The sequence below is a fragment of the Monashia sp. NPDC004114 genome, from assembly GCF_053603855.1.
The window spans coordinates 1-24,545 of sequence record NZ_JBSGGK010000016.1; the positions used below are offsets into that span (position 1 = coordinate 1).

At 68.3% G+C, this 24,545-nt stretch carries 28 protein-coding genes; 10 read left to right on the forward strand and 18 right to left on the reverse strand.

The genetic code is table 11. The features are described from left to right. Nucleotides 1-595 precede the first annotated feature (595 nt). Nucleotides 596-1,267 carry an alpha/beta hydrolase gene (locus ACWEOW_RS18525; protein ID WP_452270707.1) on the reverse strand — a complete coding sequence of 224 codons (672 nt, stop codon included), beginning with the start codon at nt 1,265-1,267 and terminating at the stop codon, nt 596-598. 172 nt (nt 1,268-1,439) lie between these two features. Continuing rightward, on the reverse strand, nt 1,440-2,537 hold the full coding sequence (locus ACWEOW_RS18530; RefSeq protein ID WP_452270708.1) for a hypothetical protein: 1,098 nt from the start codon (nt 2,535-2,537) through the stop codon (nt 1,440-1,442). A gap of 220 nt (nt 2,538-2,757) precedes the next feature. Here ACWEOW_RS18530 and ACWEOW_RS18535 point away from each other — a divergent pair, with 220 nt between their 5' ends. Beyond that, entirely contained in the window at nt 2,758-3,012 is a 255-nt protein-coding gene (locus ACWEOW_RS18535) for an alpha/beta fold hydrolase (protein WP_452270709.1), read from the forward strand. Between the two features lie 108 nt (nt 3,013-3,120). On the opposite strand, the gene ACWEOW_RS18540 is transcribed toward ACWEOW_RS18535, so the two are convergent. From ACWEOW_RS18540 to ACWEOW_RS18560, 5 genes are all read right to left on the reverse strand, one after another. Then, the gene (locus ACWEOW_RS18540) at nt 3,121-3,291 is read right to left on the reverse strand and encodes a hypothetical protein (protein WP_452270710.1); all 171 of its coding nucleotides are present in this window, start codon (nt 3,289-3,291) and stop codon (nt 3,121-3,123) included. Between the two features lie 43 nt (nt 3,292-3,334). Then, nucleotides 3,335-6,640: a family 78 glycoside hydrolase catalytic domain gene (locus tag ACWEOW_RS18545; RefSeq protein WP_452270711.1), complete on the reverse strand. Its 3,306-nt coding sequence runs from the start codon at nt 6,638-6,640 to the stop codon at nt 3,335-3,337. 228 nt (nt 6,641-6,868) lie between these two features. Beyond that, nucleotides 6,869-7,408, reverse strand: a complete 540-nt coding sequence (locus ACWEOW_RS18550; RefSeq protein ID WP_452270712.1) for a hypothetical protein — start codon at nt 7,406-7,408, stop codon at nt 6,869-6,871. Between the two features lie 572 nt (nt 7,409-7,980). Then, nucleotides 7,981-8,673, reverse strand: a complete 693-nt coding sequence (locus ACWEOW_RS18555) for a DNA-binding response regulator (RefSeq protein WP_452270713.1) — start codon at nt 8,671-8,673, stop codon at nt 7,981-7,983. Continuing rightward, complete coding sequence (locus tag ACWEOW_RS18560; RefSeq protein WP_452270714.1) at nt 8,666-9,823, reverse strand: hypothetical protein; 1,158 nt, start codon at nt 9,821-9,823, stop codon at nt 8,666-8,668. Before ACWEOW_RS18560 ends, ACWEOW_RS18555 begins: the two co-directional genes overlap by 8 nt. 346 nt (nt 9,824-10,169) lie before the next feature. On the opposite strand from ACWEOW_RS18560, the gene ACWEOW_RS18565 reads away from it, so the two are divergent. Then, nucleotides 10,170-10,781, forward strand: coding sequence for an NADPH-dependent F420 reductase (locus ACWEOW_RS18565; protein ID WP_452270837.1), 612 nt, complete (start codon nt 10,170-10,172; stop codon nt 10,779-10,781). Nucleotides 10,782-10,857: 76 nt separating this feature from the next. On the opposite strand, the gene ACWEOW_RS18570 is transcribed toward ACWEOW_RS18565, so the two are convergent. Both ACWEOW_RS18570 and ACWEOW_RS18575 read right to left on the reverse strand, forming a co-directional pair. Next, nucleotides 10,858-11,421 carry a hypothetical protein gene (locus ACWEOW_RS18570; protein ID WP_452270715.1) on the reverse strand — a complete coding sequence of 188 codons (564 nt, stop codon included), beginning with the start codon at nt 11,419-11,421 and terminating at the stop codon, nt 10,858-10,860. Next, nucleotides 11,418-11,741 carry a PadR family transcriptional regulator gene (locus tag ACWEOW_RS18575; protein WP_452270716.1) on the reverse strand — a complete coding sequence of 108 codons (324 nt, stop codon included), beginning with the start codon at nt 11,739-11,741 and terminating at the stop codon, nt 11,418-11,420. The genes ACWEOW_RS18570 and ACWEOW_RS18575 overlap by 4 nt, the downstream gene beginning before the upstream one ends. 68 nt (nt 11,742-11,809) lie before the next feature. Here ACWEOW_RS18575 and ACWEOW_RS18580 point away from each other — a divergent pair, with 68 nt between their 5' ends. Continuing rightward, nucleotides 11,810-12,361 carry a hypothetical protein gene (locus tag ACWEOW_RS18580; RefSeq protein ID WP_452270717.1) on the forward strand — a complete coding sequence of 184 codons (552 nt, stop codon included), beginning with the start codon at nt 11,810-11,812 and terminating at the stop codon, nt 12,359-12,361. Here ACWEOW_RS18580 and ACWEOW_RS18585 read toward each other — a convergent pair. Next, on the reverse strand, nt 12,304-12,645 hold the full coding sequence (locus ACWEOW_RS18585; protein ID WP_452270718.1) for an ArsR/SmtB family transcription factor: 342 nt from the start codon (nt 12,643-12,645) through the stop codon (nt 12,304-12,306). The two genes, ACWEOW_RS18580 and ACWEOW_RS18585, sit on opposite strands and share 58 nt — an antisense overlap. A gap of 85 nt (nt 12,646-12,730) precedes the next feature. Here ACWEOW_RS18585 and arsM point away from each other — a divergent pair, with 85 nt between their 5' ends. After that, on the forward strand, nt 12,731-13,597 hold the full coding sequence (gene arsM, locus ACWEOW_RS18590; protein WP_452270719.1) for an arsenite methyltransferase: 867 nt from the start codon (nt 12,731-12,733) through the stop codon (nt 13,595-13,597). A 42-nt stretch (nt 13,598-13,639) separates the two neighbouring features. Here arsM and ACWEOW_RS18595 read toward each other — a convergent pair whose 3' ends face one another. From ACWEOW_RS18595 to ACWEOW_RS18605, 3 genes are read right to left on the reverse strand one after another with little or no spacing between them, the layout of a single operon-like run. After that, nucleotides 13,640-14,074, reverse strand: a complete 435-nt coding sequence (locus tag ACWEOW_RS18595) for an arsenate reductase ArsC (protein WP_452270720.1) — start codon at nt 14,072-14,074, stop codon at nt 13,640-13,642. Nucleotides 14,075-14,132: 58 nt separating this feature from the next. After that, nucleotides 14,133-14,750, reverse strand: a complete 618-nt coding sequence (locus ACWEOW_RS18600; RefSeq protein ID WP_452270721.1) for an arsenate reductase ArsC — start codon at nt 14,748-14,750, stop codon at nt 14,133-14,135. After that, nucleotides 14,747-15,511, reverse strand: a complete 765-nt coding sequence (locus ACWEOW_RS18605) for an aquaporin (RefSeq protein WP_452270722.1) — start codon at nt 15,509-15,511, stop codon at nt 14,747-14,749. The genes ACWEOW_RS18600 and ACWEOW_RS18605 overlap by 4 nt, the downstream gene beginning before the upstream one ends. Before the next feature lie 61 nt (nt 15,512-15,572). On the opposite strand from ACWEOW_RS18605, the gene ACWEOW_RS18610 reads away from it, so the two are divergent. The 3 genes from ACWEOW_RS18610 (at nt 15,573) to ACWEOW_RS18620 (ending at nt 17,955) form a co-directional block, all read left to right on the forward strand. After that, entirely contained in the window at nt 15,573-16,244 is a 672-nt protein-coding gene (locus ACWEOW_RS18610; protein WP_452270723.1) for an arsenate reductase/protein-tyrosine-phosphatase family protein, read from the forward strand. Between the two features lie 278 nt (nt 16,245-16,522). After that, a complete protein-coding gene (locus ACWEOW_RS18615; protein WP_452270724.1) occupies nt 16,523-17,350 on the forward strand; it encodes an alpha/beta hydrolase in 828 nt (275 codons plus the stop codon). Next, a complete protein-coding gene (locus ACWEOW_RS18620; RefSeq protein ID WP_452270725.1) occupies nt 17,347-17,955 on the forward strand; it encodes an alpha/beta hydrolase in 609 nt (202 codons plus the stop codon). The genes ACWEOW_RS18615 and ACWEOW_RS18620 overlap by 4 nt, the downstream gene beginning before the upstream one ends. A gap of 120 nt (nt 17,956-18,075) precedes the next feature. Here ACWEOW_RS18620 and ACWEOW_RS18625 read toward each other — a convergent pair whose 3' ends face one another. The 5 genes from ACWEOW_RS18625 to ACWEOW_RS18645 all read right to left on the reverse strand — a co-directional run bounded on the left by ACWEOW_RS18625 (nt 18,076) and on the right by ACWEOW_RS18645 (nt 21,922). Beyond that, on the reverse strand, nt 18,076-18,714 hold the full coding sequence (locus ACWEOW_RS18625) for an HdeD family acid-resistance protein (protein WP_452270726.1): 639 nt from the start codon (nt 18,712-18,714) through the stop codon (nt 18,076-18,078). Between the two features lie 18 nt (nt 18,715-18,732). Beyond that, on the reverse strand, nt 18,733-19,167 hold the full coding sequence (locus tag ACWEOW_RS18630) for a hypothetical protein (protein ID WP_452270727.1): 435 nt from the start codon (nt 19,165-19,167) through the stop codon (nt 18,733-18,735). Nucleotides 19,168-19,469: 302 nt separating this feature from the next. After that, the gene (locus tag ACWEOW_RS18635; RefSeq protein ID WP_452270728.1) at nt 19,470-20,306 is read right to left on the reverse strand and encodes an alpha/beta hydrolase; all 837 of its coding nucleotides are present in this window, start codon (nt 20,304-20,306) and stop codon (nt 19,470-19,472) included. Nucleotides 20,307-20,328: 22 nt separating this feature from the next. Further along, entirely contained in the window at nt 20,329-21,117 is a 789-nt protein-coding gene (locus ACWEOW_RS18640; protein ID WP_452270729.1) for an SDR family NAD(P)-dependent oxidoreductase, read from the reverse strand. 4 nt (nt 21,118-21,121) lie between these two features. Next, on the reverse strand, nt 21,122-21,922 hold the full coding sequence (locus ACWEOW_RS18645; protein WP_452270730.1) for an alpha/beta hydrolase: 801 nt from the start codon (nt 21,920-21,922) through the stop codon (nt 21,122-21,124). Nucleotides 21,923-22,129: 207 nt separating this feature from the next. On the opposite strand from ACWEOW_RS18645, the gene ACWEOW_RS18650 reads away from it, so the two are divergent. The 3 genes from ACWEOW_RS18650 to ACWEOW_RS18660 all read left to right on the forward strand — a co-directional run bounded on the left by ACWEOW_RS18650 (nt 22,130) and on the right by ACWEOW_RS18660 (nt 24,483). Then, complete coding sequence (locus ACWEOW_RS18650) at nt 22,130-23,122, forward strand: LysR family transcriptional regulator (RefSeq protein ID WP_452270731.1); 993 nt, start codon at nt 22,130-22,132, stop codon at nt 23,120-23,122. 138 nt (nt 23,123-23,260) lie between these two features. Continuing rightward, on the forward strand, nt 23,261-23,587 hold the full coding sequence (locus ACWEOW_RS18655; RefSeq protein ID WP_452270732.1) for a three-helix bundle dimerization domain-containing protein: 327 nt from the start codon (nt 23,261-23,263) through the stop codon (nt 23,585-23,587). Nucleotides 23,588-23,643: 56 nt separating this feature from the next. Beyond that, entirely contained in the window at nt 23,644-24,483 is an 840-nt protein-coding gene (locus ACWEOW_RS18660) for a nuclear transport factor 2 family protein (protein ID WP_452270733.1), read from the forward strand. Nucleotides 24,484-24,545 lie beyond the last annotated feature (62 nt).

A 24,545-nucleotide genomic window follows, 5' to 3' on the forward strand; every position in this document is an offset into this window, starting at 1 on the left:
CGCCGGACGGCGCCGGCCTCAAGGCCACGCCGCTGCGCGGTCGACCAGGTCGAGCCTTGACCCCGGCACACTGACCCGGCGCGGATCGCCATGGCGCGCAGCCGCCCCCACGGCTCAGCCATCCCCGGTCACCCCGGGTGTCAGGCAGGTACCGGTCACGTTCTGTCGCGCGGGTGCCGAACCTTGACAGTAACGCAGCCGCCCGCGCGACGAGGTCCAGAGAAGCGGCTACCGAGTCCACGTCGTCCGGGAAGAGGGTAGGCGACCAGGCGAGGCGGACGAACCAGCGCGGTGAAGCCGCAGGGACCGCGTCTGATCCTCGGACACTCTCACCACCCACGCGTTTGCCCCGCACCGCCGAGTCGGCCGGTCCCGGTCACACCGTACGACCGTTGGGCGAGCGAGCATGCCCGCCCGTCGAGTCGGCTTGGCGTCGACCCTGATGTCGAGCGACGGCGGGCCGGTCACGGCGGGGCCGGCCGTCCGTGCCGAGGTGACCGCAGGCTCGGGAATTTCGGTGGTCGAGCTGACGCGGCGTTCGGTCCGCTGATGGTCGGGCGTTCGCGCGCAGAGCGGCACAGTGCGTTTGCGTACCTCATCCTCCGAACGCCCAGTCGACCATCAGGGGAAACTCACGACGCCAGAAGATGTCGCCATGTGAGCCGGCACGCTCCTTCATGGCGACGGTTGCGCCCGCTTTCACGAGCGCGGCCGCCCACAAAGTCGCGTTCCTGAGGAAGAACGGCTCCTGGGTGCCTCCAATCAGGTACGCACGCGGTAAGTGCTCTGGCAGTCTCTCCGGCGGGTGATATCCCGCCCCCGGCGAGGCGCACAACACCGAGCCAAAGATGTCGGGGTGCCGCAGCCCCAAGGCTAGGGCCAGCTCCCCACTCGCTGAGACACCCAGCACGGCGGTGCGTTCAGCGGGTATCGCCACTCCCCACCGCGTCGCCACCCAAGACCTCACATCCTCTATAAGGAATGCCTCGTGCGCCCCGAACCGGTCTGGGTCGAACCCCGGTGAGTATTCGTCGAGCCGAAGTGTCTCATCGGCGTGCCGGTGGACGCCCACAACCATCGTGGCCGGGAGGCCGGTCCCTGCGAGGTCAGCGCCCCAACGCGAGAGAACCTGCCCGTCCCCGGCGAAAACGATCGCCTCGGGCCGATCGGGCGGGACGTATACGGTCACTTGTCGACCACCGTCGTAGTCGTACGTCTCGGTGATGAACTCGCCCGAAACTGCGTCGGCGAGTGGTCGGTCCTCCACACGGAGATCGTCGCATGGTGAGGTCACCCCGCCGATCAGTGCCCGGCCCGCCATCGGCTGAGCGAGCACAACCGACCGCTATGTCCACGCAGGTGTGCGCGTTGTGGAGTCATGCTCTCGCGCTGCTCAGGGTAAGTCGGCGTACCCCAGTGTCGCCGTCGTTGCGCACCGCTCAACGAGTCTTGCCCGTCGCCGCCGCCTCAATGAGCGAAACGAGATTGGTCCTGGACCCGTCGTGTCCCATTCTCGGTCGCGCCTCGACGGCAGCCTGCGCCAGCTTCTCGCGATCCCCGGGCGACAGTCGAGGCATAGCGCCAAGCCCGGCCCTCAATGCGTGGTACTGCTCGAAGTTTGATGACGGATTGGAAATTGTTTTCACAAGGAGATCGACGTCAACGAGCTCAGGCCGTGCCTCCATGAACCCAAGAGCTAAGATGTGGTCTCCGGCCCGCTCTCCTCGCAGGAGGTCAGCAACATGGTCGGGCTCAAGGGAAATCTGTTTCGCAAGGTTTCGCGCGGCTTCGACGCTCCGCTCCATCTGACGTGTGCGTTCCGTGCCTGGGCGCATGTTGAGTCGCGTCATTTCGTAGTCTTGAGCAATCTCCGTCCTACGTTCGATCAGGTTTTGCGCCTCTTCCCGAAGCTGGTTCGCCGTATCGACATCACCCTCGGATGAAGCCCGCTGGGCCTTGGTCATCAGGTCGATCACCTGAGCACTCGTGTCGGCCTCCGCCATGCGCTTCCCAAGCCAAAGTCGCGCCGAGAGCCAGCCGCCAATAAACCCGGTTGCCACAGCGGACACGACCAGCGCCCCGGCGAAGACGACACCCGACGTGCCCGGGCTCAGGGATGGACCAATCGCAGCAAACAGCCGCCCAGCGGCTGAGGCGATAGCTGGAAATTGTGTCAATCCAATTCCAACCAATATCTTCGTGAGCCAGTCGCTGATCTGTTCGAGATTCGTATTTGCCACGATGAGAGAGGCGCGCTCATCCTGGATTGATGGTCTGGGCCGATCAGCGGTAAGGACCCGTGGGACTCCGAAGATGAAACCCACCAATGCACCGCTCAACAGTGAAGCCGCCGATATCAAACAACTTGTCGAGAACGTGGCAAGAGGTTCGCGTTGCTGCGCTGCGTAAAGCGCTAATATCAAGACCGCGAGTGCACCCAGACCCAGGATCCAGCCTGGGAAGTCCCAGAGACGACCAAGCCATTCCGGAATTCTTCCCCTGGAGCCACTGGCATTGGGCTCTAGAGAGTCGGCCACTGCTCGCTCCGTCCTAGTCTCTACCCGGGGAATACGTTCCCATTTAGTGTAGGACACCCTCGAGGATCGTTCACAAGATTAGTGAAAAGGGGTGGAGGTGATCGCTTCCAGGTCAAGGCTGTGATCCCCCGCGCGAGGATGACGAGTCCACGGTCGGCCAATTCGCCGAGGGCCCTCGGGGCTTGCGCCCCACGAGTTCGGGGCCGCCATGGCGCCGTCGATGTTCTCGCCATCGGCCGGGGGTGACCCGGTCAGCGCCTTCATCGACAGTCTGAGGGCGGTCCGTCCTGATGGCTTCCGAGCCATGACCCGGGCCTGCTTCGAGGACCAGAGCCATGTCCTTCCCGAGATCGACGTGCCAACGCTGCTGATGTACCCCGACCACGACGTGCGCGCACCCGCCGCGGTCGGCGAGGCCATTCGCGCGGCGGTGCCCAGTTCCGAGCTCGTCGTGCTTCCGGACCAGGCCACGTGAGCTCGGTTGAAGCCCCCGGCGACGTCACCCGAGAGCTGCGACGCTTCCTGCACTCGGTCGAGCGCCGGAGAGGCTGATCACAGGTCGTGCTGAGGCCAGCCGAGAGTGTCATGGTCCTCCGCGCTGGGCAGACCGCGCGATGACCGGGCCGGCCAGGGCGAAGATCGCCGTCAGCCAGACCGTGGGCGCCTTCATGTCGCCGACCAGCGCCTGGCTCTGGTCGACCTCCTGCCTGGAGCGCGATCCGGCCCGACGAGGAGAACCGCAGGTCAGCGGCATACTGACCTGCGGTTTCCTGGGGAGAGGGGACGGGGTATGCCGGTTACGTCCCGTTCCCCGGCAGGCGCGGGGCCTCGGTGCAGACCGTCGTCAGCCGGTCGAGGATGGCGGCCGCGGGCTGGGCGGTCGCCGAGAACACGTGGCAGCCGGCCAGCACGTCGGTGAAGGTGACATAGCCGCCCTCGGGAGTCGCCCAGCTCGGCCGGCCGTCGATGTAGACCCTGGTGCGCGAGGTCTCGGTGGTGGGCACGGCGACCGTGGCCCGGGTGTTGCCGGGCACCGACGCGACCAGCGTCGCAGTCCCGCCGTCGCCTTGGTCGAACGCCGCCCCGACCGACCCGCGCACGGTGGGCACACGGAGGGAGGCCCACTGCAGGCTCCCGGGCTGCGGCTTGATCGTGAACGCGGCATACCCCGGCTGGTCGGGCTGGATCCCGAAGAGTCCGGCGGGAACGACGAACGCCGGCGACGCTGCCCACGGATGTGAGTAGCTGAGGTTGGACTTCTCTGCGGCGTCCCAGGCCTCCATCGTCGCCCCGGCGCCCAGCGCGATCATGTGTAGCCAGCTGTGGGTCCCGGTGGAGGTCAGCAGGTCGAGCGCAGCCTGGCCCTGCCCACCGTCGTACAGTCCCTTGATCAGGAACCCGGCACAGTAGACGCTGCAGGCCAGTCCGCGGCTGGCGACATAGCTGGCAGCGCGTTCGGCCTGGTCCAGCTGGGGCACCCCGAAGGCGAGCGCGAACGCACTGGCCTGCACGGCGAAGTGCCCGGTCCGCTGCAGCGACCCGTCGGCACCGTCGTCGTATGCGCCCTTGACGGGGTCGTAGAGGTAGGTGTTGATCGCGTCCCGCAGGGAGGCAGCCTGGTCAGCCCACCGCTGGGCATCGGCGTCGCGGCCGATCGCCGTCGCCAGCTGGGACATGTCCACGAGAGCCCGGTAGGAGATCGCGTTGACCACGGTGTTGTTCTCGCGGAAGACGTAGCCGTCGCGCTGGCTCTGCGGCCAGTCGACGATGTCCTCGTCCGTGGAGCCCTTGCATCCGTTGACGCCGTCGGCGCCACACGGCTTGTCGACCAGATGCGTCGTCGGGTTCCACCACTTCTCGGTGGGCAGCTTGGTGACCAGGTTGTCGTAGTAGGCGGCGACCTGCTGCGTGTCACCGGTCTGCCGCCAGGCGTCGTGCACTGCGAGCACGACGAACACAGGCCATTCGGTCGGCCAGGTGCGGTTGGTCTTGAAGTAGTCCATCGAGTAGCGACCCAGGGACAGGTCGTCCATGAGGTACAGCGACGACATCTGCTGGAGGTAGCTGTCGGCCTCGTAGTTCGTGCGCTCCCGCTCGTAGGAGTCCGTGTAGAAGTTCTGGTTCACCGCCTCGATCGTGTGCTTCGACAGGTCGTACACCTGGACGACGCTCGGGTCGGAGGCCTGGAACTGGGAGGCGTCCGGGTCGAACGGGTACACCAGCGCAAGCGCCCGGAAGGACTGCGGCGTCAACGGGACGGGCGAGTCGACCACCTCGACGTACCGGAAGGTCCGCAGCCCCCAGGTGTCGAGGTGCTGCGCTCCGTCCTTGAGGGTCGGCGTGTCCAGGTATGTCGCCCCGGAGCGCGTCTTGTAGCGGACCGCGCCGTTCTCGACGACCTCGCCGAACCGCAGCTGCACCGACTGTCCGGCGTTGGCGTCGCTGATGTCCCAGCTGACGCCGCCGAGCCAGGTCCGTCCGAAGTCGACGATGTAGTGTCCACCGCCGAGGTCGGTGATGGACGCCGGCGCGTGCTCCTGCTGGGTCACCTTCGACATCGGGGCCGCCTGCAGGTTCGGGATCGGACTGCGCTCGACGGCGGGATGCCACGCCGATGCGTCGAAGCCGGGCTGATCCCAGCCGGAGGGGTACTCCCGCTCGTCGATGTTCTCCTTCGGCGCCGTGTAGCTGGAGGTGCCGTAGGACCCTGCGTCCGGGTAGACGAGGCTCCCGGACATCGCCCGCCAGTCGCTGCCCGTGCCCACGACGTCGCGTGTCCCGTCGGCATACTGGATGACGAGGCTGGCAATGAGCCGCGGGTCGGACGCCCGCGAGTAGGCCTGCGCTGAAAGGGTGTTCGCGCCACCCTGCCGCAGCAGGGGGGTAACGTCGAAGCCGTCGTAGCGGGTCTCGCTGCCCATGGACGCCGTGGGGCCCAGGCCCACGAACGTGCCGTTGACGGCGAACTTGTAGACGTACTGGCGTGAGGCCGACCAGCTGGTGGCGGTCGCGAAGAGGCTCGCCCAGGCGATCGGCTTGTCTGGCAGGGTGACGTCCTTGCGCAGCAGCGCCCACTCGTTGCCGAATCCCTTGAGGAGGCAGGACTGCCCCTTGCCGACCTCGAGCGCCCCGTTGACGACGGAGCCGCAGGCGAACGGGTTGGTGGCGCTGGAGAAGTCGGTGGCGAAGAGCTCGCGCCCGGTGCCGTGCTGGATCACCTGGACGTTGTCGAACCGGCCGGACTCGGTGCTGCCGTTGCGGAAGCCGATGATCCCGCTCGAGAACAGCGCGAGCGTGCGCTGGTCGACCTGGGTCCCGTTGACCGTGGTCGTGATGGTGGACCCGTCAACAGCGATGTCGACGTGGACCGGGCGACCGAGGGTGATCATGCCTGCGGGCAGGGCGACCGGGTCCAGCGCCGTGTAGCTGCCGCCGACAAGCCGGTGCGGGACCAGCTGGTTCCGGTCGGCACGGAACTGCCACATGTAGGCGTCGCCGCTGTCAGGAGACCGGAAGAAGACCCCGGTCGCGACTGACGTGACGGTGAGGTCGAAGGAGGCTGTGTAGTCGGTCCAGTCCGAGGTGCGCGAGGGAGTCCAGACCGGCGTGGCGCCGGACCAGCTCGACCCGGGGCCCGTGCCGAACCAGGACACGTCCGACCACGGCATGACCTCGTCCGCGTCGTTCCACACCCGGACCGACCAGAAGTACCGCTCCGAGCCTGAGAGCGCAGGACCGGCGTAGCGAATGCCGGTCTGGTCGGCGGAGACCACCTTGCCCGTGCTCCACACGTCGCCCTGGTGGGCGTCGGCCAGGTCCTTCGTGCTCGACACGACGATCTCGTAGGCGTGCTGGGCCCGGATGGCGGGCAGCTGCCACGAGAGCGTGACCGCCGCGAGGTCCTCGAGATCCGCCGGTCGGTCCCGGCCGTCGGCACGCAACGCCGAGGTCGCCTCGTGGTTGCCGCCGGGAGCCGCGTTCGCGCCGAGCGTGGACGGGGCTAGGCCTCCGACGGCAAGCACCGCGGCGAGGAACGCGAGGATGCCGGTCCGCTTGCGCCGGGACAGCCACGAAAGGGACGGGCGCAGGGAGCGAGTGCTCACGGAGGTCCTCCAGCTCATCGAGTGAGACGTCGTTGTCATCCACGTCGTGCGCCCATGACGCTAGATGAAATGTTTCAACCGAGCAAGAGGCGTCCACCGCTGGTTTGCCACCCCGTAGTGGTCACGCGACTCGTAACGTTTCACCGACTCCAGCACGTTGATGCTGTGTGGTGCCAAAGGCCCAGCTGGGCGTCCCCCTGGCACCACACAACCGATCCGCCCCGGGGATCACGTCACGACGTAGTAGGTGTAGTAGCTGCAGTAGTTGAATCCGCAGTCGTGGTAGACCGCCTTGATCCGCTTCTGCTGGTAGTGCGCCTGCGTGACGGCGTCGGCGAGGTTCGGCGGAGCGCCGCATCCCAGCGAGGCAAGGTAAGAGAGCGGCAGGTAGCGGCACACGTTGTTGATGTTGTTGATCGCCTTCCAGAGGGTCTCGACATCAGTGCGCGAGTAGTAGAACGTGTAGAGCGTGTAGATCGGGTCCGCCACGACCGGGTAGCGGAAGTTGGCCGACCGGTGCTCCACCACCTGGATCAACGACGGCCCTCTCACGACATACCTCGTGGGGACCGGGCGACCGTCGGCATCCTTAGCCCACGGCGCCCTGAACACACCAAGCGTCGTCCCATCGGCGTCGACGGCCTTTGCGCCTGAGCCGTCCGCTACCAGACGAGCTCCGGACGGGAGGCCGATCGGGTAGTCGTATGTGGATGGGGCCTCTTGGTTGCTGATCACGGTGAGAAGCTGGACGTCCCCGCTTTCGTGCACGACAGGAACTGTGCTGCTGCCGTTGCGGTTGTCGAACGAGGTCAATCCGTCTCGTGATCCGCTGGCGGCGTGCGCGTCATGGGCGAAAGGAAGCCCGATAGTCACTGTTCTGCCGGCGCGGATGGTGAGCCCGGCGGTTGCGTCGCGAGGGATGCTGACGCTCAGCGGCGCACCGCCGACGTGGGCGGCCACGCTCCCCGGAAGAGACGTCTCCGCGTCATGCAGGGCATCCGGCGCGACGGCCTGGATGGCATCAACGGCAGCACTATCCGGCGAGTCCGCGAACGCCGTCGGCCCCGTGGCCGCCAACGCCAGCAGCGTCGCCGCGGTAGCCGCGAACCGTGCAAATGCGGTGCCCTTCGGGCCCGACCCTGGTTTCGGCTCGATCCTGTACTTGCGCAAACCTGACCTCCACTTCGTGGTTGATGCCGCACTCCCGTGCGGCGGTAGAAGATCGATGCCGCGTGCTGCGGCCCGACCCGAACCAACCCTTCTGGAGGTGGCGTCGTCCGGGTACCCCCGGAAACGGGGGGTCCGGCGTCGATGCGGGCCGCCTTCGGAGAGGGATCGCGTCACGCGGGTTCGTCGTCGAACAGGTCCCCCGGTCCAACGCCGAAGGCGTGCTCGATGTCGCCGGCGCTGGTGTCGCAGAGGTAGTCGCGTAGCTTGAGACAGGCGGCCTGGTAGTGCTCGCGAGCCACACCTTCGGTGATGAACAGGGAGCCGGAAATGTCGTTCCAGTGGCGGCCGCGCGCGCGGGCGGAGATGACCTGGCGCTGACGAGGGCTCAGCTCAAGGCGGGCTCCGCGTCGGTCGAGCAGCTCGGTGAGCCCTACCAGCGACTGGGTCACGACGACCTGTCCCTTGGCGATGTCATGCACGGCCCGTGTCGCGACCTGGGGCGGGTCGGACTTGTGGACCACGCCGCTCGCCCCGGCTCGGAGACACATCGCGAGGACGAGGGCACGCCGTTCGTCCGTGTAGAGGCAAACACGGTGCCCCTGTGCGCGCAGGCTGCGGATTGCGGTCCGGCCCTGCTGGGTCGAGTGAGTCCCTGGTCGCGGACCGCGCAGCAGGAGGTCGAGCACGACTACGTCGCAATCCCGGGGGCTGGTGTCGAACTCCTCGACGCTGGCAAAGGTGCCCACGACCTCAAGGCCCGGATGGACGAGCGCGAAACCACCCCGGATCACGGTGCTGTCGTCGATAACAGCCACCCTGATGGGCGGCCCGGCGGGGACGTTGATCGAGCTCGGCTCAACCATGCGCTGCCCGTCTTGTTTGATCGACCTCCAGCCTGGTCGTCTCACAGACAGCTCCTGCGATGACCACCGACGTGCCACGACCCGGGGCCGAGTGGACCGCGGCAGAGACACCGACCGCCGAAAGCGCCTCTCGTACTTGGGTCTTCAAGCCGAATCCGAGCGCGCTGCTGGCCCGGTCGAATCCGACACCGTCATCGGCGATCACGATCTCCCAGCTCGACCCGTCGGTGTCTGCGTGGATGACGACCTGGGTCGCGTTCGCGTGAAGCCGCACGTTGTGCAGCGCCGTCGCGACGGCGCTGCGTGTGGCTGCCCGCACCTCTGGATCGAGCACGACCGCGCCGCCGAGGTCGACGGCCAGCTCGAGCGGCAGGTCGTCGAAACCCTCGAGCGCGGTTGCGATCATGCCACCCACGGTCGAGCGGTCGTCGACGTCGTCGTGGCCGACGACCAGCTGGCCGGTGAGATAGTGCCTCAGGCGCTTGGATTCCCGGTCGGCTTGGCGCCTGAGGCCCGGCAGCACCTCGGCTGGCGTGCCCTCGTCGGACAGCAGTCGCAGGATGCTCGTCGCGTCGTGGACGGTGAGCTGATAGCGCTGAAGCTCGAGGGCGCGGGTGGCGGCGATCGCGTCAACCCGGGCCTGGTCGGCGTCCGCAGCGAGCGCACGCAGGTAGTGGACGAAGAGGGCTATGACGACGGCATAGCCGGGTAGGGTGAGCGCGTCGTTGAGGTTCGTCTCCCACGTAGAGGTCCCCGCCGCGGTCGTCCAGGTGAAGTACCAGGCTCCCAGGGCCATCGAGATCAACGCTGCGGCGACCGGCCTCAGCCAGGTCGAGGCGAGCGCCACGACGTTGACGGCATACCCGGCAGCCCACGATTCCCACGTGCCCACGACGTGCGTGATGGGCAGGAGCAGGTTCATCGCGGGCAGCGCGACCCATGCGAGGGCGAGGTCAGGTACGTGCCATAAGCCCGGGCGAACCGCCCGCCTCAATGCGCACTGGATGATGAGAACGATCGATATCGCCACCGCCGCCCCGACGAGCGCAAGGTAGGCGACGGGGCGGCTCGAGAGGCGTGCCCCCGACGGCGCGCTGACAACGATCTGGACGAGGACCACGAGTCTCAGTGCCGCGGCGACGATTGCCATGCCTGCTTCGGCGCGAGGGGCCGAACCTGGCGCGTTCATGGAAGCGGCTGGCAGATCCACGAGCGACATCGTGACGGACAGTCCGGCACCATGCTCGCATTCAGGAAGCCCGTCGCCAGCCGCTGATCCACACCGGCAGGCGATGGCGGTTTTCGCAGATGCGGATCCGGGCCCGTGTCGGGGCCAACCGAGAGCATGTCGCCGACATGGGCGGGCACGAGCTGCGTCTCTGTAGGTGATCGCGTCCACTCTGGTATGCGGTCAGGGCTCCGGGCCAGCGCAAGACGGGCGGTGGTCCGGGGCCGCGGCCGACATGTGAAAGGCTCGATGAGTGACGACGATCGCAGTGCTTGGAACCGGTCCTGTCGGGCAGACCCTCGCCAAAGGCCTGACCGCTGAGGGACACACCGTCGTCCTGGCAAGCCGAACTGGCAGGTCGGTAGACGGCTGGGGCGGCGAGACCGCAACTTTCGCAGAAGCCGCTACGGCCTCAGACGTGGCAATCCTCGCAGTCAAAGGCTCGGTCGCGGAGGAGCTCGTCGGCGCCCTCTCGGCCGAGCTCGAGGGCAAGATCGTGCTCGACACCACCAACCCGATCGCAGACAAGCCACCCACCGACGGAGTCCTGAGCTACTTCACCAGCCTCGACGAGTCACTGATGGAGCGACTGCAGCGGCGCGCCCCACTGGCGCGCTTCGTCAAAGCGTTCAACAGCGTCGGCAACGCCCGCATGGTCCACCCGTCCTACAACGGAACACGACCCACGATGTTCATCGCCGGCAACGACTCACCGGCCAAGGACGAGACCACGGCCCTGCTGGACAGCCTCGGTTGGGACGTCGAGGACATGGGCACGGCAGCTGCGGCGCGCGCCATCGAGCCCTTGTGCATGCTCTGGTGCATTCCCGGGCTCAGGGGTGGAAGCTGGACCCACGCCTTCAAGCTGTTGCGGGACTGAGGGTCGGGCCAGAGCCGCCAGCTGCCTGCCCGGTGCTCCCGAGACCACCCGGTCCCGGCCGCCCTCGTCACGCTCGCTAGACCGTGCGCAGCGCAGTGAGCGTGTACGTGATTCTGGACAGGCTGAGCGCCACGGCGACGACGGTTGCTGGTGCGGGTGCACCCAGGGCGATGACCGTTGCCACAGCCGAGACGTCGAACGGAACGAGCGCGTATGCCGCGGACACCGAGGCGGTGCGCGTGGCTCGGTAGCGCAGCCGTCCGGTCGACGTGACGAGCAGGGTGACGACGACCGCCAGCAGCACTGCGGCTCCGAGGACGCGCACTGGCGTGCCGAGCGCGGACCGCAGCGAGGGCTGGGTCAGGAGCGCGGCTGCCCAGGATGCGCCGAACGCCGGCCCGGTGATGACGAGGGCTCGGGCGAACCGTCGACCGGGCGCGCGTGCGGCGAAGGCGGCGCAGATCGTCGCGGCGTCTCCGAACTCGGCGACCGTTGCCGTTGCGGCCTGGTCGGGGTCGAGCGATCGGCGCTGTGCGGCATACGTCTCTGCGTAGCCGTCGGCCAGCTCGGCGACGAAGGGCTCAGGCAGCTCATCCGCCAGGGCTGCGAGCTCGGCGTCGATGAGCGGGTGGGTGGTCATGACTGAGGTCCGAGCGCGACGGTGATGGCGGTGGACAGGCGATGCCAGTCCCGGCGCTCCGCATGCAGGGCCCGGCGACCGGCGGCGGTGAGCCGGTAGGTGCGACGACGTCGTCCTCCGACGACCGACCAGTCACCAACCACGAGGCCCGCGCTCTCGAGTCGGTGCAACGCTGGGTAGATCGTGCCGGTGGGCAGGTCGACCTCGCCGTCGGTCGAGTCCCGGAGTGAGTCGCGGATCGCGTAGCCGTGTCGCGGGCCTGCCTCCAGCGCGGCCAGCAACATCCCGTCCAGATGGCCCTTGAGGCGTTCTGCCCTCATAGGTAGCGATCCTACGCTTCGATGCGTAGCATTGGTATGCATAGCGTTACTACTCATGGGGGGTGACGATGGCTGGTGAGTCGCTTCTGCCGGAAGGTGTCAGCACCTCCTTCCTGGTCGTCCTCGCCGTGCACATCGCGGGCGGCCTGACCTGTGTCGTCTGCATCGCGGGTGCCGCCGTGTCGCGCAAGGGTGAGCGGCGGCACGTGCGCTTCGGACAGACCTACCTCTGGGCGTTGGCTGTGGTGACCGTGACCATGCTGATGCTGGGGATCATGCGCTGGCCGCGGGACAACCACCTGGTGGCGCTGGGGATCGCATCCGCTGTCGCCGGCTGGATCGGGCTCTCGATGGCAAGGCGGACGAGACCCCTCCTGCGGCGGCACGCCTGGTCGATGGCGAGCTCGGCGATCCTGCTGTTCACGGCTTTCTATGTCGACAACGGGCCGAACCTCCCGGTCTGGAAGCTCCTGCCTCATTGGGCCTTCTGGGTGCTTCCGGCACTGGTCGGCATTCCGCTCACGGCCTTCGCCGTGCACCGCAACCGAGCGCGGCTTGCCGCCTACTCGACCGACAACAGGGCCGACAACGCGGCCAGGGCGTCGGGCTGGATCCAGTAGTAGACGTAGGTCCCGCGTCGTTCGCAGTCGACGATGCCGGCGTCTCGCAGGGTCTTCAGGTGGTGGGAGATGGTGCCGGACGACAGGTCGAAGGCGGGTGTGATCTCGCAGACGCAGAGCTCGGGCTTGGCCGCGATCATCGAGGCCATCTGGAGCCGGGCGGGGTCGCCGAGTGCTTTGAACATCGGCGCGATGCGCTGGGCCTGCTCGGCAGTGACCGGGCTGGTCGCCATGCTGCAGCACGAGGTGTCGGCGGTCGGCGGCGAGGAGTCGAGGATGGTCACCCGCCTATCTTGACAGATATCAAATCAGAGCGCCATAGTGGCAGTGGCAGTTGATTCGATGATCATCAAGACAAGGAGACATGCGATGTCCAGCGGTACGCAGTCCGACGAGCAGGTCCGAGAAGCCGTCCGCGAACGGTACGCCTCGGCGGCACGGTTGTCGCTCACCGGCACGAGCTCAGGCGGCTGCTGCGGGAGCGGCTCGTGCTGTGGCGAGGCGGGGAAGGCCACAGCGATCGACCCGATCACCTCGGGCCTCTACGACGAAGCAGACACCCCGTTCGACGCCGCGTTGGCGGCCTCCCTGGGTTGTGGCAACCCGACGGCGCTGGCCGAGCTTCGCCCCGGTGAAGATGTCCTGGATCTCGGCTCGGGCGGTGGCCTCGACGTCCTGCTCTCCGCGCGGCGCGTCGCCCCGGACGGCACGGCATACGGGCTGGACATGACCCCCGAGATGCTCGAGCTCGCCGAGCGCAACCGCGCCGAGGCCGGCATCGAGAACGCGCGCTTCATGCTCGGGGCGATCGAAGAGGTGCCGCTGCCCGACGCGTCGGTCGACGTCGTGATCTCCAACTGCGTCATCAACCTGAGCCCTGACAAGGACGCGGTGATCGGCGAGTCGTTCCGTGTGCTTCGCCCGGGTGGCCGGTTCGCCGTGTCCGACATCGTCCTGCTGCGCGACATCCCGGACAGCCTGCGCGGGGTCATGGCGCTGTGGACCGGTTGCATCTCGGGCTCGCTCCGGGACACCGAGTTCGTCGACAAGCTCCAGTCGGCGGGCTTCGCCGACGCCTCGGTCGAGGTCACCCGTCGCTACGACCGGTCCGAGCTCGAAGGAATGGCGGACGAGCTCGACGCCAGCCAGCTGCCCCAGGGCATGAGCCGGGCCGACGCCGTCGCGGCGCTCGACGGAGCGTTCGCCAGCGCGTTCGTGCGGGCGGCCAAGCCCTGATCCAGGCGCTCGCGAGGTTCCAGCCGGTAAGCAGCGGTTGGATCAGCCCGCGAGGTCGACGGGCTCGACGTCGAGCTCGGCCAGCAGAGCACGCACACGGTCCTTGATCTCGTCGCGGATGGGGCGCACGACCTCGACTCCCTGACCGGCCGGGTCGTCGAGCTCCCAGTCCTCGTACCGCTTGCCGGGGAAGATCGGGCAGGTGTCGCCGCAGCCCATGGTGATGACGACGTCGGAGGCCTGGACCGCCTCGGTGGTGAGGATCTTGGGCTTCTCCGCGGAGATGTCGATGCCCTCCTCGAGCATCGCCTCGCGGACGGCCGGGTTGATCCGCTCGGCCGGGGCGGAGCCAGCCGAGCGGACCTCGACGGCACCACCGGACAGATGGTGGGTGTATGCCGCGGCCATCTGTGAGCGTCCGGCGTTGTGGACGCACACGTAGAGCACGGAGGGGCGTGGGCTCTGGTCAGCAGTCATCGGTCGGCCTTCTGGGTCGGGTCTGGGGTCGGTTGTGGTTGGTGGGAGAGGATGGGTGTCAGTCGAGGATCTCGCGCAGCAGAGTGGTCACGCGGGCCTGGATGTCGTCGCGGATCTCCCGGACGACCACGATGGGTTGCCCGGCTGGGTCCGCGACCTTCCAGTCCTCGTAGCGTTTGCCGGGGTAGATCGGACAGGCGTCGCCGCAGCCCATCGTCACGATGACGTCCGCGGCGCCGACAACGTTGTCGGACAAGGGTTTCGGGTACGGCGTCTGCAGCGAGATCCCGCGCTCGGCGAGCACGTCGATGACGAGCGGGTTCACCTCGTCGGCTGGGGCTGACCCGGCCGAACGGACGTGGACCCGATGCGCCGAAAGGTGCTCCGCCAGGGCCGCGGCGAGCTGGGACCGGCCTGCGTTGTGGACGCACACGAACAGCAGCTCCGGCACGGTCTTGGCGATCCGGCCCTGGGCCTGCGCGGCCGCCATGAGCTGCTCGCGCGCCTGCTTGGCAACGAGGATCGGCAGGAACGTCGGGATCCTCGAGACCGGTTCCAGGATGTCCCTGGCTGCGTTCACCGCCGCCGCGACGCTCTCGTGGGAGAACACTCCCTCGTACGCGTAGGACAGGTCGTCGACGATCGCGACGTACGGGTCCTTGCCGGTGATGGTCATGAGGGACTCCTTTCGCTGAGGCTCTCGGCCGCACCGACGGTGTGCGGCAGGACGACGTTGTCCGCGGCCCGGCTCGCGTCCGGGTAGAGCCCGAGGGTCACCACAACGCCGACGACGAGCCCGACGAGCTGGGCCGCGATGAACGCGGCGGCCGATCCGGGGGCGATCCCGGCGAAGGTGTCGGAGAAGATGCGGCCGACGGTGACGGCGGGGTTGGCGAAGGAGGTCGAGCTGGTGAACCAGTACGCGGCGCCGATGTAGGCACCGACAGCCGGAGCGGCGACCACCGCGCGGCCCGATCGGGCCAGGGCGAAGATCAGGGCCACCAGGAACGTGGTGGCCACGACCTCGGCGAGCAGGTGCCCAGCGGAGCTGCGGTCCTTCGTCGAGACCGAGGTGCCGACCTCGAACATCAAGTTCGCCAGGATGCACCCGAGGATGCCCCCGACAACCTGGGCCACGGCATACAGGCCTACGTCCGGAAGGCTCAGACCACGGCTGGTGGTCCGGCCCAGGAACCAGTCGGCGAGCGAGACGACGGGGTTGAAGTGCGCGCCCGAGATCGGGCCGAACAGCAGGATCAGCACGGTCAGCCCGAGCACGGTGGCGGTGCTGTTCTCCAGGAGCTGGAGACCGGTGTTGCCCGGCGACAGCTGCTGGGCAGCGATGCCCGATCCGACGACGACCGTGACGAGTAGCGCTGTGCCGATGAGCTCGGCGAGCAGGCGGCGGGTCAAGGGCGGCTGGGCGAGGGTGCTCACGGCCCCATATTGACGCTGACATAGCAGGTCAGTCAAACTTGACTCAATGGATACTGAGCAAATGCGAGAGCTAGTGCGGCGCGCTGAGGCGCATGCCGCCCTGGGTGACGTGACCCGGCTGCGGATTGTCGAGCTGCTCAAGGTCGGCGATGTCTCGGCGTCCGAGGTGGGCGCTGCCCTCGGGATCCCGTCCAACCTGCTCGCCCACCACCTCAACGTCCTCGAACGGGCCGGGCTGGTCCAGCGTCGACGGTCCGAGGGAGACGCGCGACGCACCTACCTGTCCCTCGTGCGGGAGACCACGTCGCTCGATGGCGCCGGGATGACGGATGCCGCTGCGGCCGCGAGGCGGGTGTTGTTTGTGTGCACGGCCAACACGGCGCGATCGCACCTCGCGGCCGCCTTGTGGCGGCGCGCGAGCCGGGTCCGGGTGGCGTCCGCGGGAACCCACCCCGGCGAGCGAGTCAACCCGCGTGCGGTCGCCGTCGCGGCGCGGCACGGGCTGAAGGTTCCGGAGGTCGCACCCCGGCTCCTGTCCCAAGAGATCCGAGAAGGCGACCTGGTCGTCACGGTGTGCGACCGAGCCCACGAGGAGCTGGGCGAGCTCGGGTGGGCGCACTGGTCAGTCCCGGACCCCGTCGTGGTCGATGCCGACGCGGCGTTCGAAGCGGCATACGACGAGCTGGCGGCACGCGTGGACGCCCTGGCCCCACGAGTAGCCAGGACGACCTGAACCGTCCGCCAGACTTCGTGCTGGGCATGGCCTCAGCCGACTGTGCAAGGAGCGTGGTCGCCGCTCACGCCCAGGTGGGCCTCGGGACCGCAGCACCTGAAGGGCCGACGCGGGTCTCACGAGCGCTCGATCGGCTCAGCGACGTCGCAGCGCTCACGGGTCGGTGACCCAGATCCGCGTCGGTGACCCAGGTCCGCGTCGGCGACCCGCCCGCTGGGGGTTGCGCCCGCTGTCAGCAGAGTCCCAGCATGGATTCAGCCGCCTCGGAAGGAGTAATCATGAGTGAGCCGACGACCAACGTCCTGCCGATCGTGCTGATCCACGGGCTCTGGATGACGCCCCGCAGCTGGGACCGGTGGGCGGAGCGGTACCGGGCGAAGGGACACGAGGTCCTCGTGCCGGCGTACCCGGGATTCGAGATCGAGGTCGAGGCGCTGCGCGAGAAGCCCGAGATCATCGCCGAGGCAACCGTCCCGGCGACCCTCGACCATCTCAGCGAGGTCATCGAGAGCCTGGATCGACCGCCGATCATCATGGGCCACTCGTTCGGCGGGACCTTCACCCAGCTGCTCGTCAACCGGGGCCTGGGCGCCGCCGCCGTGACGATCGACTCGGCCCCACCCGAGGGCGTAAGGGTCAACCCGCCGTCCCAGATCAAGTCCCTCTTCCCGATCCTGCACAACCCAGCCAACCGGCATCGCGCGGTCGGGTTCACCAAGGAGCAGTTCCACTACGCGTTCGCCAACACGATCAGTCGCGAAGAGTCCGACGCGGCATACGACCTCCTCCACATCCCGGCACCGGGCAGCTGGGTGTGGGCATACGGACTGATCGCCAACTGGAAGCCGGGGCACCAGGAGACCTGGGTCGACTACGACCTGGACGACCGGGCTCCGCTGCTGTTCATCTCAGGCGGCAAGGACCACCTGATGCCGCCGTCGGTGATCCGCTCGAACGCGAAGAAGTACCGCAACTCCGAGGCACTCACCGACACCTACGAGTTCCCGGAACGCTCACACTTCACCGGCGTCGAGCCCGGCTGGGAGCAGGTCGCTGACTACGCGCTCGAGTGGGCGACCACCCACGCGAGAACAGCGCAGGGGTGAACTCGCTACGCAACCTGCTGAGCGACTCCGCCACTATTGCGGACTTCCTGTCCACGCTCACCGGACCCATCGTGCTGGTCGGCCACTCCTATGGCGGGGCTGTCATCACGAATGCTGCGACCGGCAACGCCAACGTCAAGGCGCTCGTCTACGTCGACGCCTTCGCGCCCGACGGGGGCGAAACGGTGTTCCCGCTGGTCGGCGAGGGCTCGGCGCTGAACGCGCCACCTGACACCGTCTTCGACTTCGTGCCCTACCCGGGCGCCCCGGCCGGGGACGTCGACCTCTACCTCGAGCACGACCTGTTCATCACCTCGTTCGCCTCGGGCGTGCCGTCCCGAGAGGCGAATGCACTGTATGCCGCCCAGCGGCCGATCGCGTTCAGTGCGGGCACAGTGCCAAGCGGGCCTCCCGCCTGGAAGACGATCCCGTCCCGGTACGTCCTCGGAACCGAGGACCAGATCATCACACCGACCGCCCAGGAGTTCATGGCCACACGGGCCGCAGCCAGGATCACGCGTGTCAAGGCCGGCCACCTCAGCATGATCTCCAGGTCGCCTGCCGTGACCAGCGTCATCGAGCAGGCCGCGCGGTCGACCCAGTGACCCGACCGGAGAACTGGGCGAACACGGAGGTCGGACGCGGCATGGACGCGGACCGGGGCGGGGTGGCCTAGGTGCACACCCCGCCCCCTCCGACCCGCGCCACAGAGGACACGAACCGGGTCAGCTGACCGGCGCAAGCTGCTTGCGCGAGTCGCTCTCGTCGACGGTGCCGGTGAGCTCGTCGAACCTCTGGGGCAGGCTCTTGACGACGAGCGAGACCGCGATCTCCAGCACGCCGTAGAGCATCGCCGAGAAGCCGATCGCGAACACCGCCGCCAGGAGCGTGATGTCGGGACGCGTCAACAGGTACAGCGCGACGACGACCTCGAGGATGCCGGCGACCAGGATCAGGCCCCAGTACGGCAGCACGCTGCGGCTGCCTACCGAGCCGACGATGGCCATCGTGCCGCGGAACAGCAGCAGCCATCCGATCGAGAAGGCGACCACGAGCAGGGCCGGGCCGGGCCAGATGAACACGCCGACGCCGACGAACGCCTCGACGATCCCGAGCACGATGGACCAGGTGCGCAGCGACCCGTCGACCGGGATGCTGAACATCGTGAAGATGCCGCGAACGATCAGGACCGTCCCGACGAAGACGACCAGGCTGTCCACGGTCCACTGCGTGAACACGACGATGGCGCCGGCGACGATGCCGACCACTCCCGTGGTCAGCAGCACCCACCACCCCTTGCTGACGGCCTCGATCTGGCCGCGCGTCCAGGTGCGGAGCTCGGTGACTGGGCTGGTGACGATCATGGGTATCCCTTCTTTCCTTCAGTTGTGCTGCAGCTGGGCAGCGAGATCGTCGGCCTCCATGCGGGCCAGGGTTGCCTGGAGGACGGCGTAGTCGGCCTCCTCGACGGCGGCGTACGTGTAGTCGATGACGTACGACGCGTATGCCGCGGCCTCGTCCGCGTCCAGCTGGGCGGCTTCGAGGTCGCGCTTGGCGGACTGCTCCTTGATGCGCTTGCGCATCGTGGTGAGGTTCTCGTCCCACGCACGACTCACGTCCGTCCACCACGCGGAGACCTCGGCCTCGGTGGCGGCCACGGACTCACGCAGCGCCTCAGCGTTCTTCTTCGACGTTGCTTCGGCCTTCGCAACCTCGTGCTCGAGGTCGGCCCGGGCCTTCGTCCGGGCGTCCGATGCGTGCTGTTCCAGTTCCTTGGTGCGCTCGGCCAGGCGGCTGAGCTGTTCTGACAGGGACATTTCCGGTTCCTTTCCGTTCCAGGCTGTGCTGGTCGGCTGGTTGGTTGTTGTAGCGGTGGTGGTTGCGGTGGTGCTCGCCGCTTCCTGCTTGTGGTGAGTGCTCCACCACCACCGACTTTCGCCATGTCACGAGCGCGTCGCACCAGGGATGAACCCTGGTCAACCCCCTGGGGGCGAGATCGTCGCGGAGCGTGAACCGGAACCCACCGCTCCGACGGCACCCCACGTGACGACGTCAGGGCAGCGGGCATGACGCAGCGCCGGAACCGGATGGACCGGCGCCGGCGCTGGGCACTGCCTACTCAGCCAGCCGAGGCCGCCTGTTCGATCAGCTTGACGAACCTCGTCGAGTAGTGGGTGAAGCCGCCGGCGTGGCTGGCGTCATCGAACGTCACGACGGTCGAGCCGGCCCGGGCTGCCATGTCCCGCTGGAGCGCCGGGTCGATGACCCGATCGGCGGCCGACACGGCGTACCACGACGGCAGGTCGCGCCACGCCACCGGGCCAGACGGCGTGAAGAGGATGCCGAGGCTCGTCGGGGTCTGGGCGGCCGCCATGGACCCGGCGAGCTTCGGGTTGAGGTCCTGGGCGAAGTCGTCTCGGAAGTTGGCCGGGTTGATCGTCGCGAACGAGAACTGGTCGACGATCAGGTGGCCGGGGGCCAGGAATGCGGCCGGTGCGTAGCCGACACCGAGTCCGGCGATGCTCTCGCCCTCGTCCGGGACGAAGGCTGCGGTGTAGACCAGCCCCGTCACGTCAGCGCGCCCCGCCGCGGCGTCGGACACGACGAACCCGCCATACGAGTGGCCGACGAGGAGCTTCGGTCCGGGGATCGCGTTCAGCGCCGCGCGGACGGTCGCGACGTCGTCACCGACGCCGGTGAGTGGGAGCGCAGGTGTCACAGTCGTGTAGCCGTCCTTCTGCAGTCCGGCGGTGACCTCGCTCCAGGCCGAGGGCGCAGAGAACGCGCCGTGGACGAGCACGATCGTGGGCCGCTGCGGGCTGGCCTGGGCCGAGGTCTGCGGGGTGAGGCCGACGAGCGTCACGAGGGCTGCGACGGTGGCGGCGACGAGGGCGAGCGCGCGGCTCCTTCGACGTGTGCGGTCAGCGGACGGCATACGGATCGACTTGTGGGACATGGGTTCTCCTCGAGCAGACCGGTCAGAGAGTGGCGACGAGGCCGCCGTCGATGGTGACGTCGGCGCCGGTGATGTTGGCCGCGGCGTCGCCGGCGAGGAACGCGACGAGGCGGGCGATCTCGACAGGTTCGGTGAAGCGGCCCGTCACCGACGCGGCCGCCGCGTCAGCCGCGATGTGTGCAGGGTCGGCGCCGCTTCGTGCCGCGAGGGACGCTGCGACCCCGTCCGGGCCGAGCCAGAGATCGGTGGCGACCGGACCAGGGCTGACCGTATTGACTCGGATGCCCTGGGGCCCGACTTCCTTGGACAGGGCCTTGCAGAAGTTGGACAGTGCCGCTTTGGCAGCGCTGTAGTCGACTACCGCGGGGTCGGGAAGGAACGCGTTGACCGAGCTCGTCGTGACGATCGACCCGCGGCCGGCGGCGAGCATCATCGGGAGTGCCGCGCGCGTCGTGCGCACGGCTGACATGACGTTGAGGGTGAATGCCGTGACCCACTGGTCGTCGGTCACGGACCGGAAGCCATCGGGGCGTGGCGTCACGGCGCCGACGTTGTTGACGAGGATGTCGAGCCGGCCCCGGCCGGCCGCCGCGTCGATGAGGTGGGCTGGCCCGTCCGGCGAGCCCAGGTCGGCGGCCACGAACTCGACGCGCCCGGATCGGGTCAGCTCGGCCAGCTCCGGTGTCGAGGTCCGGGCGCCGGCGATGACGACCGCGACGCCCTCGTCGAGCAGGACCCGTGTGACGGCAAGCCCGATGCCCTTGCTCGCGCCGGTGACGATCGCGACCTGCCCGGCGAGCCCGAGGTCCACGAGCTCAGAGTCCCTTGTCGGCCAGCCAGGCGAGGACTGCCGTGGCCACCTCGTGCGACCCGCTGTCGATGGTCAAGGAGTGCCCTCGGCCCTCGAACTGGCGCAGCTCCGTGACGGCCGTCGAGTCCCGGTACTGCTTGAGCGTCGAGCGGGTGACGACATCCGGGACGGTGTGGTCGGCCGTGCCCGAGACGAGCAGCAAGGGACCTCGGTCCACGTTGCCGGTGTCGACCTTGGCCTCGGAGTGCATGACGAAGTTCGCTGCCGCCGCCTGGAACAGCGGGCGGGCGGGTGACGGGATGGTCCACTTGTCGTAGAGCGCGTCCGACTCCTCTTCCGACACTGCGTTGCCGAATCCGAAGCGGAACTCCTTGCGCGTCAAGGAGATTGCCTTGTGTAGGTTCGCCGGGTTCTTCAGCGCCGGAAGCCCCGACCGGAGCTGCGCCAACGGGAGCGGAAGGACACCCTTGATCTGGGCAGGGTCGATCGCCACCGCGGCGGCGCCGGCCCCCTGCCCCAGCAGCTTCTCGGCGAACAGCCCGCCGAACGAGTGGCCGATGATCACCGGCTCACGGTCGAGCGACTTGATGAGCTCCGCGTAGTGGGAGGTCACGTCGTCGATGCCGAGGTCCGCCACAGCATCCGGGTCCGTCCGAGCCCCCTCGACCGTGTCGGCCTCGTGTGGCCAGCCCGGAGCGACGGGGTCGTAGCCCGCCTCACGGAACAGGTCCAGCCACGGGCTCCAGCTGGTCGCATGGAGCCACAGGCCGTGGATGAAGACGACGGGACGCCCGTCAGCACTCATGGTGGAACCTTTCGCGAGGGGGGCCGCTGCCAGGTGGCGCGTCCTTCACAGCCTCCTGCCGCCTGGTGGGTCCCGTCCAAGATCTGATTCGCACGGATCGATAACCGCCAAATGCTTTCTCGGCGCGAATCATGGTCAGTAGCGTGCGTGACGACAGCGCGAGAGACGACCGAGACGGGCGCGGCCACGCGCCCGAGAAGAGGTGGGATGGACCTGGACCTGCGTCTGGTGCGGTACTTCGCGACCGTGGCCGAAGAGCTGCACTTCGGGCGAGCCGCCGCACGGCTCTACATCAGCCAGCCCGCACTGTCCAAACAGATCCGCAAGCTCGAGGAGCAGCTCGGCGAACCGCTGCTCGTCCGCGACAGCCGCCATGTCGCCCTCACCCCTCGTGGCCAGCGCTTCTACCAGGACGCCCGGCGCCTGCTGGTCATCGCCGACACGATGCAGCAGACGCCTCAGGCACGGGGCGTGCGGATCGCGCATGTCTTCGAGCTCTCGACGAGCCGGACCGTCGCGGACGCGTTCGCTCGCGCACACCCTGAGATGCCGCTGCTCGAGCACGCCATGGACAGCATCACCCAGCTGAACGCCGTGATGGAGCGCCGCCTCGACGTCGCGATCCTCCGAGTGACCCCGCGAATGCTGGTCTCCCATCCCGACGGCTGGTGTCATCGGCTGCTTCGCCTGGAACCGCTCGTGCTGGTCGGGCCGCGGGACGACGAGCGCAAGCCCACCGCGTCGTTCTACGAACGTCCCGTCGACGTCTTCGGGGACCCGCCTGAGTCAGGCACGTACAACGCCCACGGGCAGTACCTCACCTCGCTCGAGCACCATCTCGGACTCACCATGCGATGGCTCGGCACGCCGGGAGCCTTCAGCCACTGCCTTGCTCACGTCAGCCGAGCCGCCGGACCGTCGCGCTACCTCGAGTTCTTCAGCTACGCACAGAAGTACGTCGAGGCGGGTCTGCCGATGTACTGGCCGGAGGAGGTCCAGCCGTACTACCCCTGGTCCCTGGCCTGGCGCAAGGACGACGACTCGCCGACGACCCACCAGATGCTCGCAGTCGCAGCCGACGTCGCCCGGCGGGAAGGCTGGCTCGACCTGTCACTGCACGAGCGGCCAGAGGGGCCCGTGGCGCCGCCCTGGCTGCCGCCCGACGAGCCGGTGCGGACCGAAGCGCTCCGCAGCACGTGAGGTCGAGGCGGCCATCGCAGAGGATGGCGCGGTTCGGGTCGCGGCAGGAGCCGGCTGCCCGACGCCGGGCCCGCGCCGCCTCGGGCAGGTGGCGCCAGGGCTTGTGCGACCGATCGGGTTGCCGCGACAGTTGTGGTCATGAGCGAGCCCGAGCCTGGTCGTCTGGGCGAGTCCGCGAATGCGCACGAGTCCAGGGCGATCGAGGAAGTCGTCGCCCGGCTGAGTGAGCGCTTCCCCGGTGTCGCGCTGGAGGTCATCGAGGCCGCCGTGCGAGTTGCACACGAAGGGCTCGAGGGTCCGGTTCGCGACTACGTTCCGGTGCTGGTCGAGCACGCCGCGCGTGATCGCCTCGCCGCCTTCGCTGACCGGGAGGACTCGCCGCCGCTGAACGCGCCCGATTCCCGCGCCGATCTCGGCGGTGCGCCAGAAGACGGCGACGAGCGAGACAGCCCTGACCGCGTGTGAACACCCGGGCCCCGATGGTGGCCCTGATGTGAACGCGAGCGTGGGACGCTGGTCGTATGCCGTGGGCACCTGAGCTGTTCAGCGCGCCGGCGCTCGAGCGGCTGCGCGGGCGCCGACGACGCGAGGAGCTCGTTGCGGTGCCGTTCTTCTCCGGGCTCATGGCTGGAGAGCTCGACGCGCTGGTGGACTCCTTCGCGGGAGAGCCCGAGGTGCACGACCCGGTTCGGGGGCGGATCAGGGGCGTCCGGGCATTCGAGTCCTACGTCCGCGAGATGACGGCATGGTTCAGCCGGGAAGAGGTGTCCGTCGAGGACATCGGCCATGTCGTTCTCGGAGGCAGCGGCTTCGAGGAGGTGGTCCTGCACTTCATCGGCGAGGCAGGCCCGGTCGAGCTGCCGGTGGCTGTCGTCGCCGACCATGCCCCGAACGCACGGCTCCGGGAGCTGCGGATCTACTACAGCAACCAACCACTGACCGGCCGGCGGACGCACCGGCCGCCACTCTTGCAGCTCGACCCCGACCTTGCCGTCGCCGATGTCGTGGGCGAGTACATTCGGGCGCTCTCGGGAGGCGACCTTGCCGCCGTCGTCGACACGTTCGAACCTGACGCCTTCGTGCGCCAACCGTCGGGCCCCCGCGACGAGGGCCATGGCCGAGACGCCGTTCGCGCCTTTCACGCGCAGCTGCTCACTCGCAGCGGCGGCATACGGTGGGACGGGTGCGCCGTCGTCGACGACGGGCAGACCTGCGCCTTGGAAGGCAACCTCGTCGGCTGGGGAACGGTCGAGCTGGCCCCGCAGGCGGCGCTCGGCGTCTTCGCACGCGGGGACACCGGGAGGCTCGCCGCGCTGCGGCTCTACGACGACGTCGACCTGTCGGTCACCTCGTTCGGGTAGGTCACGAGTTCGTCGAGAACCCGCCAGCGTTGCTCGGCCCTTGAGAGCAGCCGAGTCAGTCT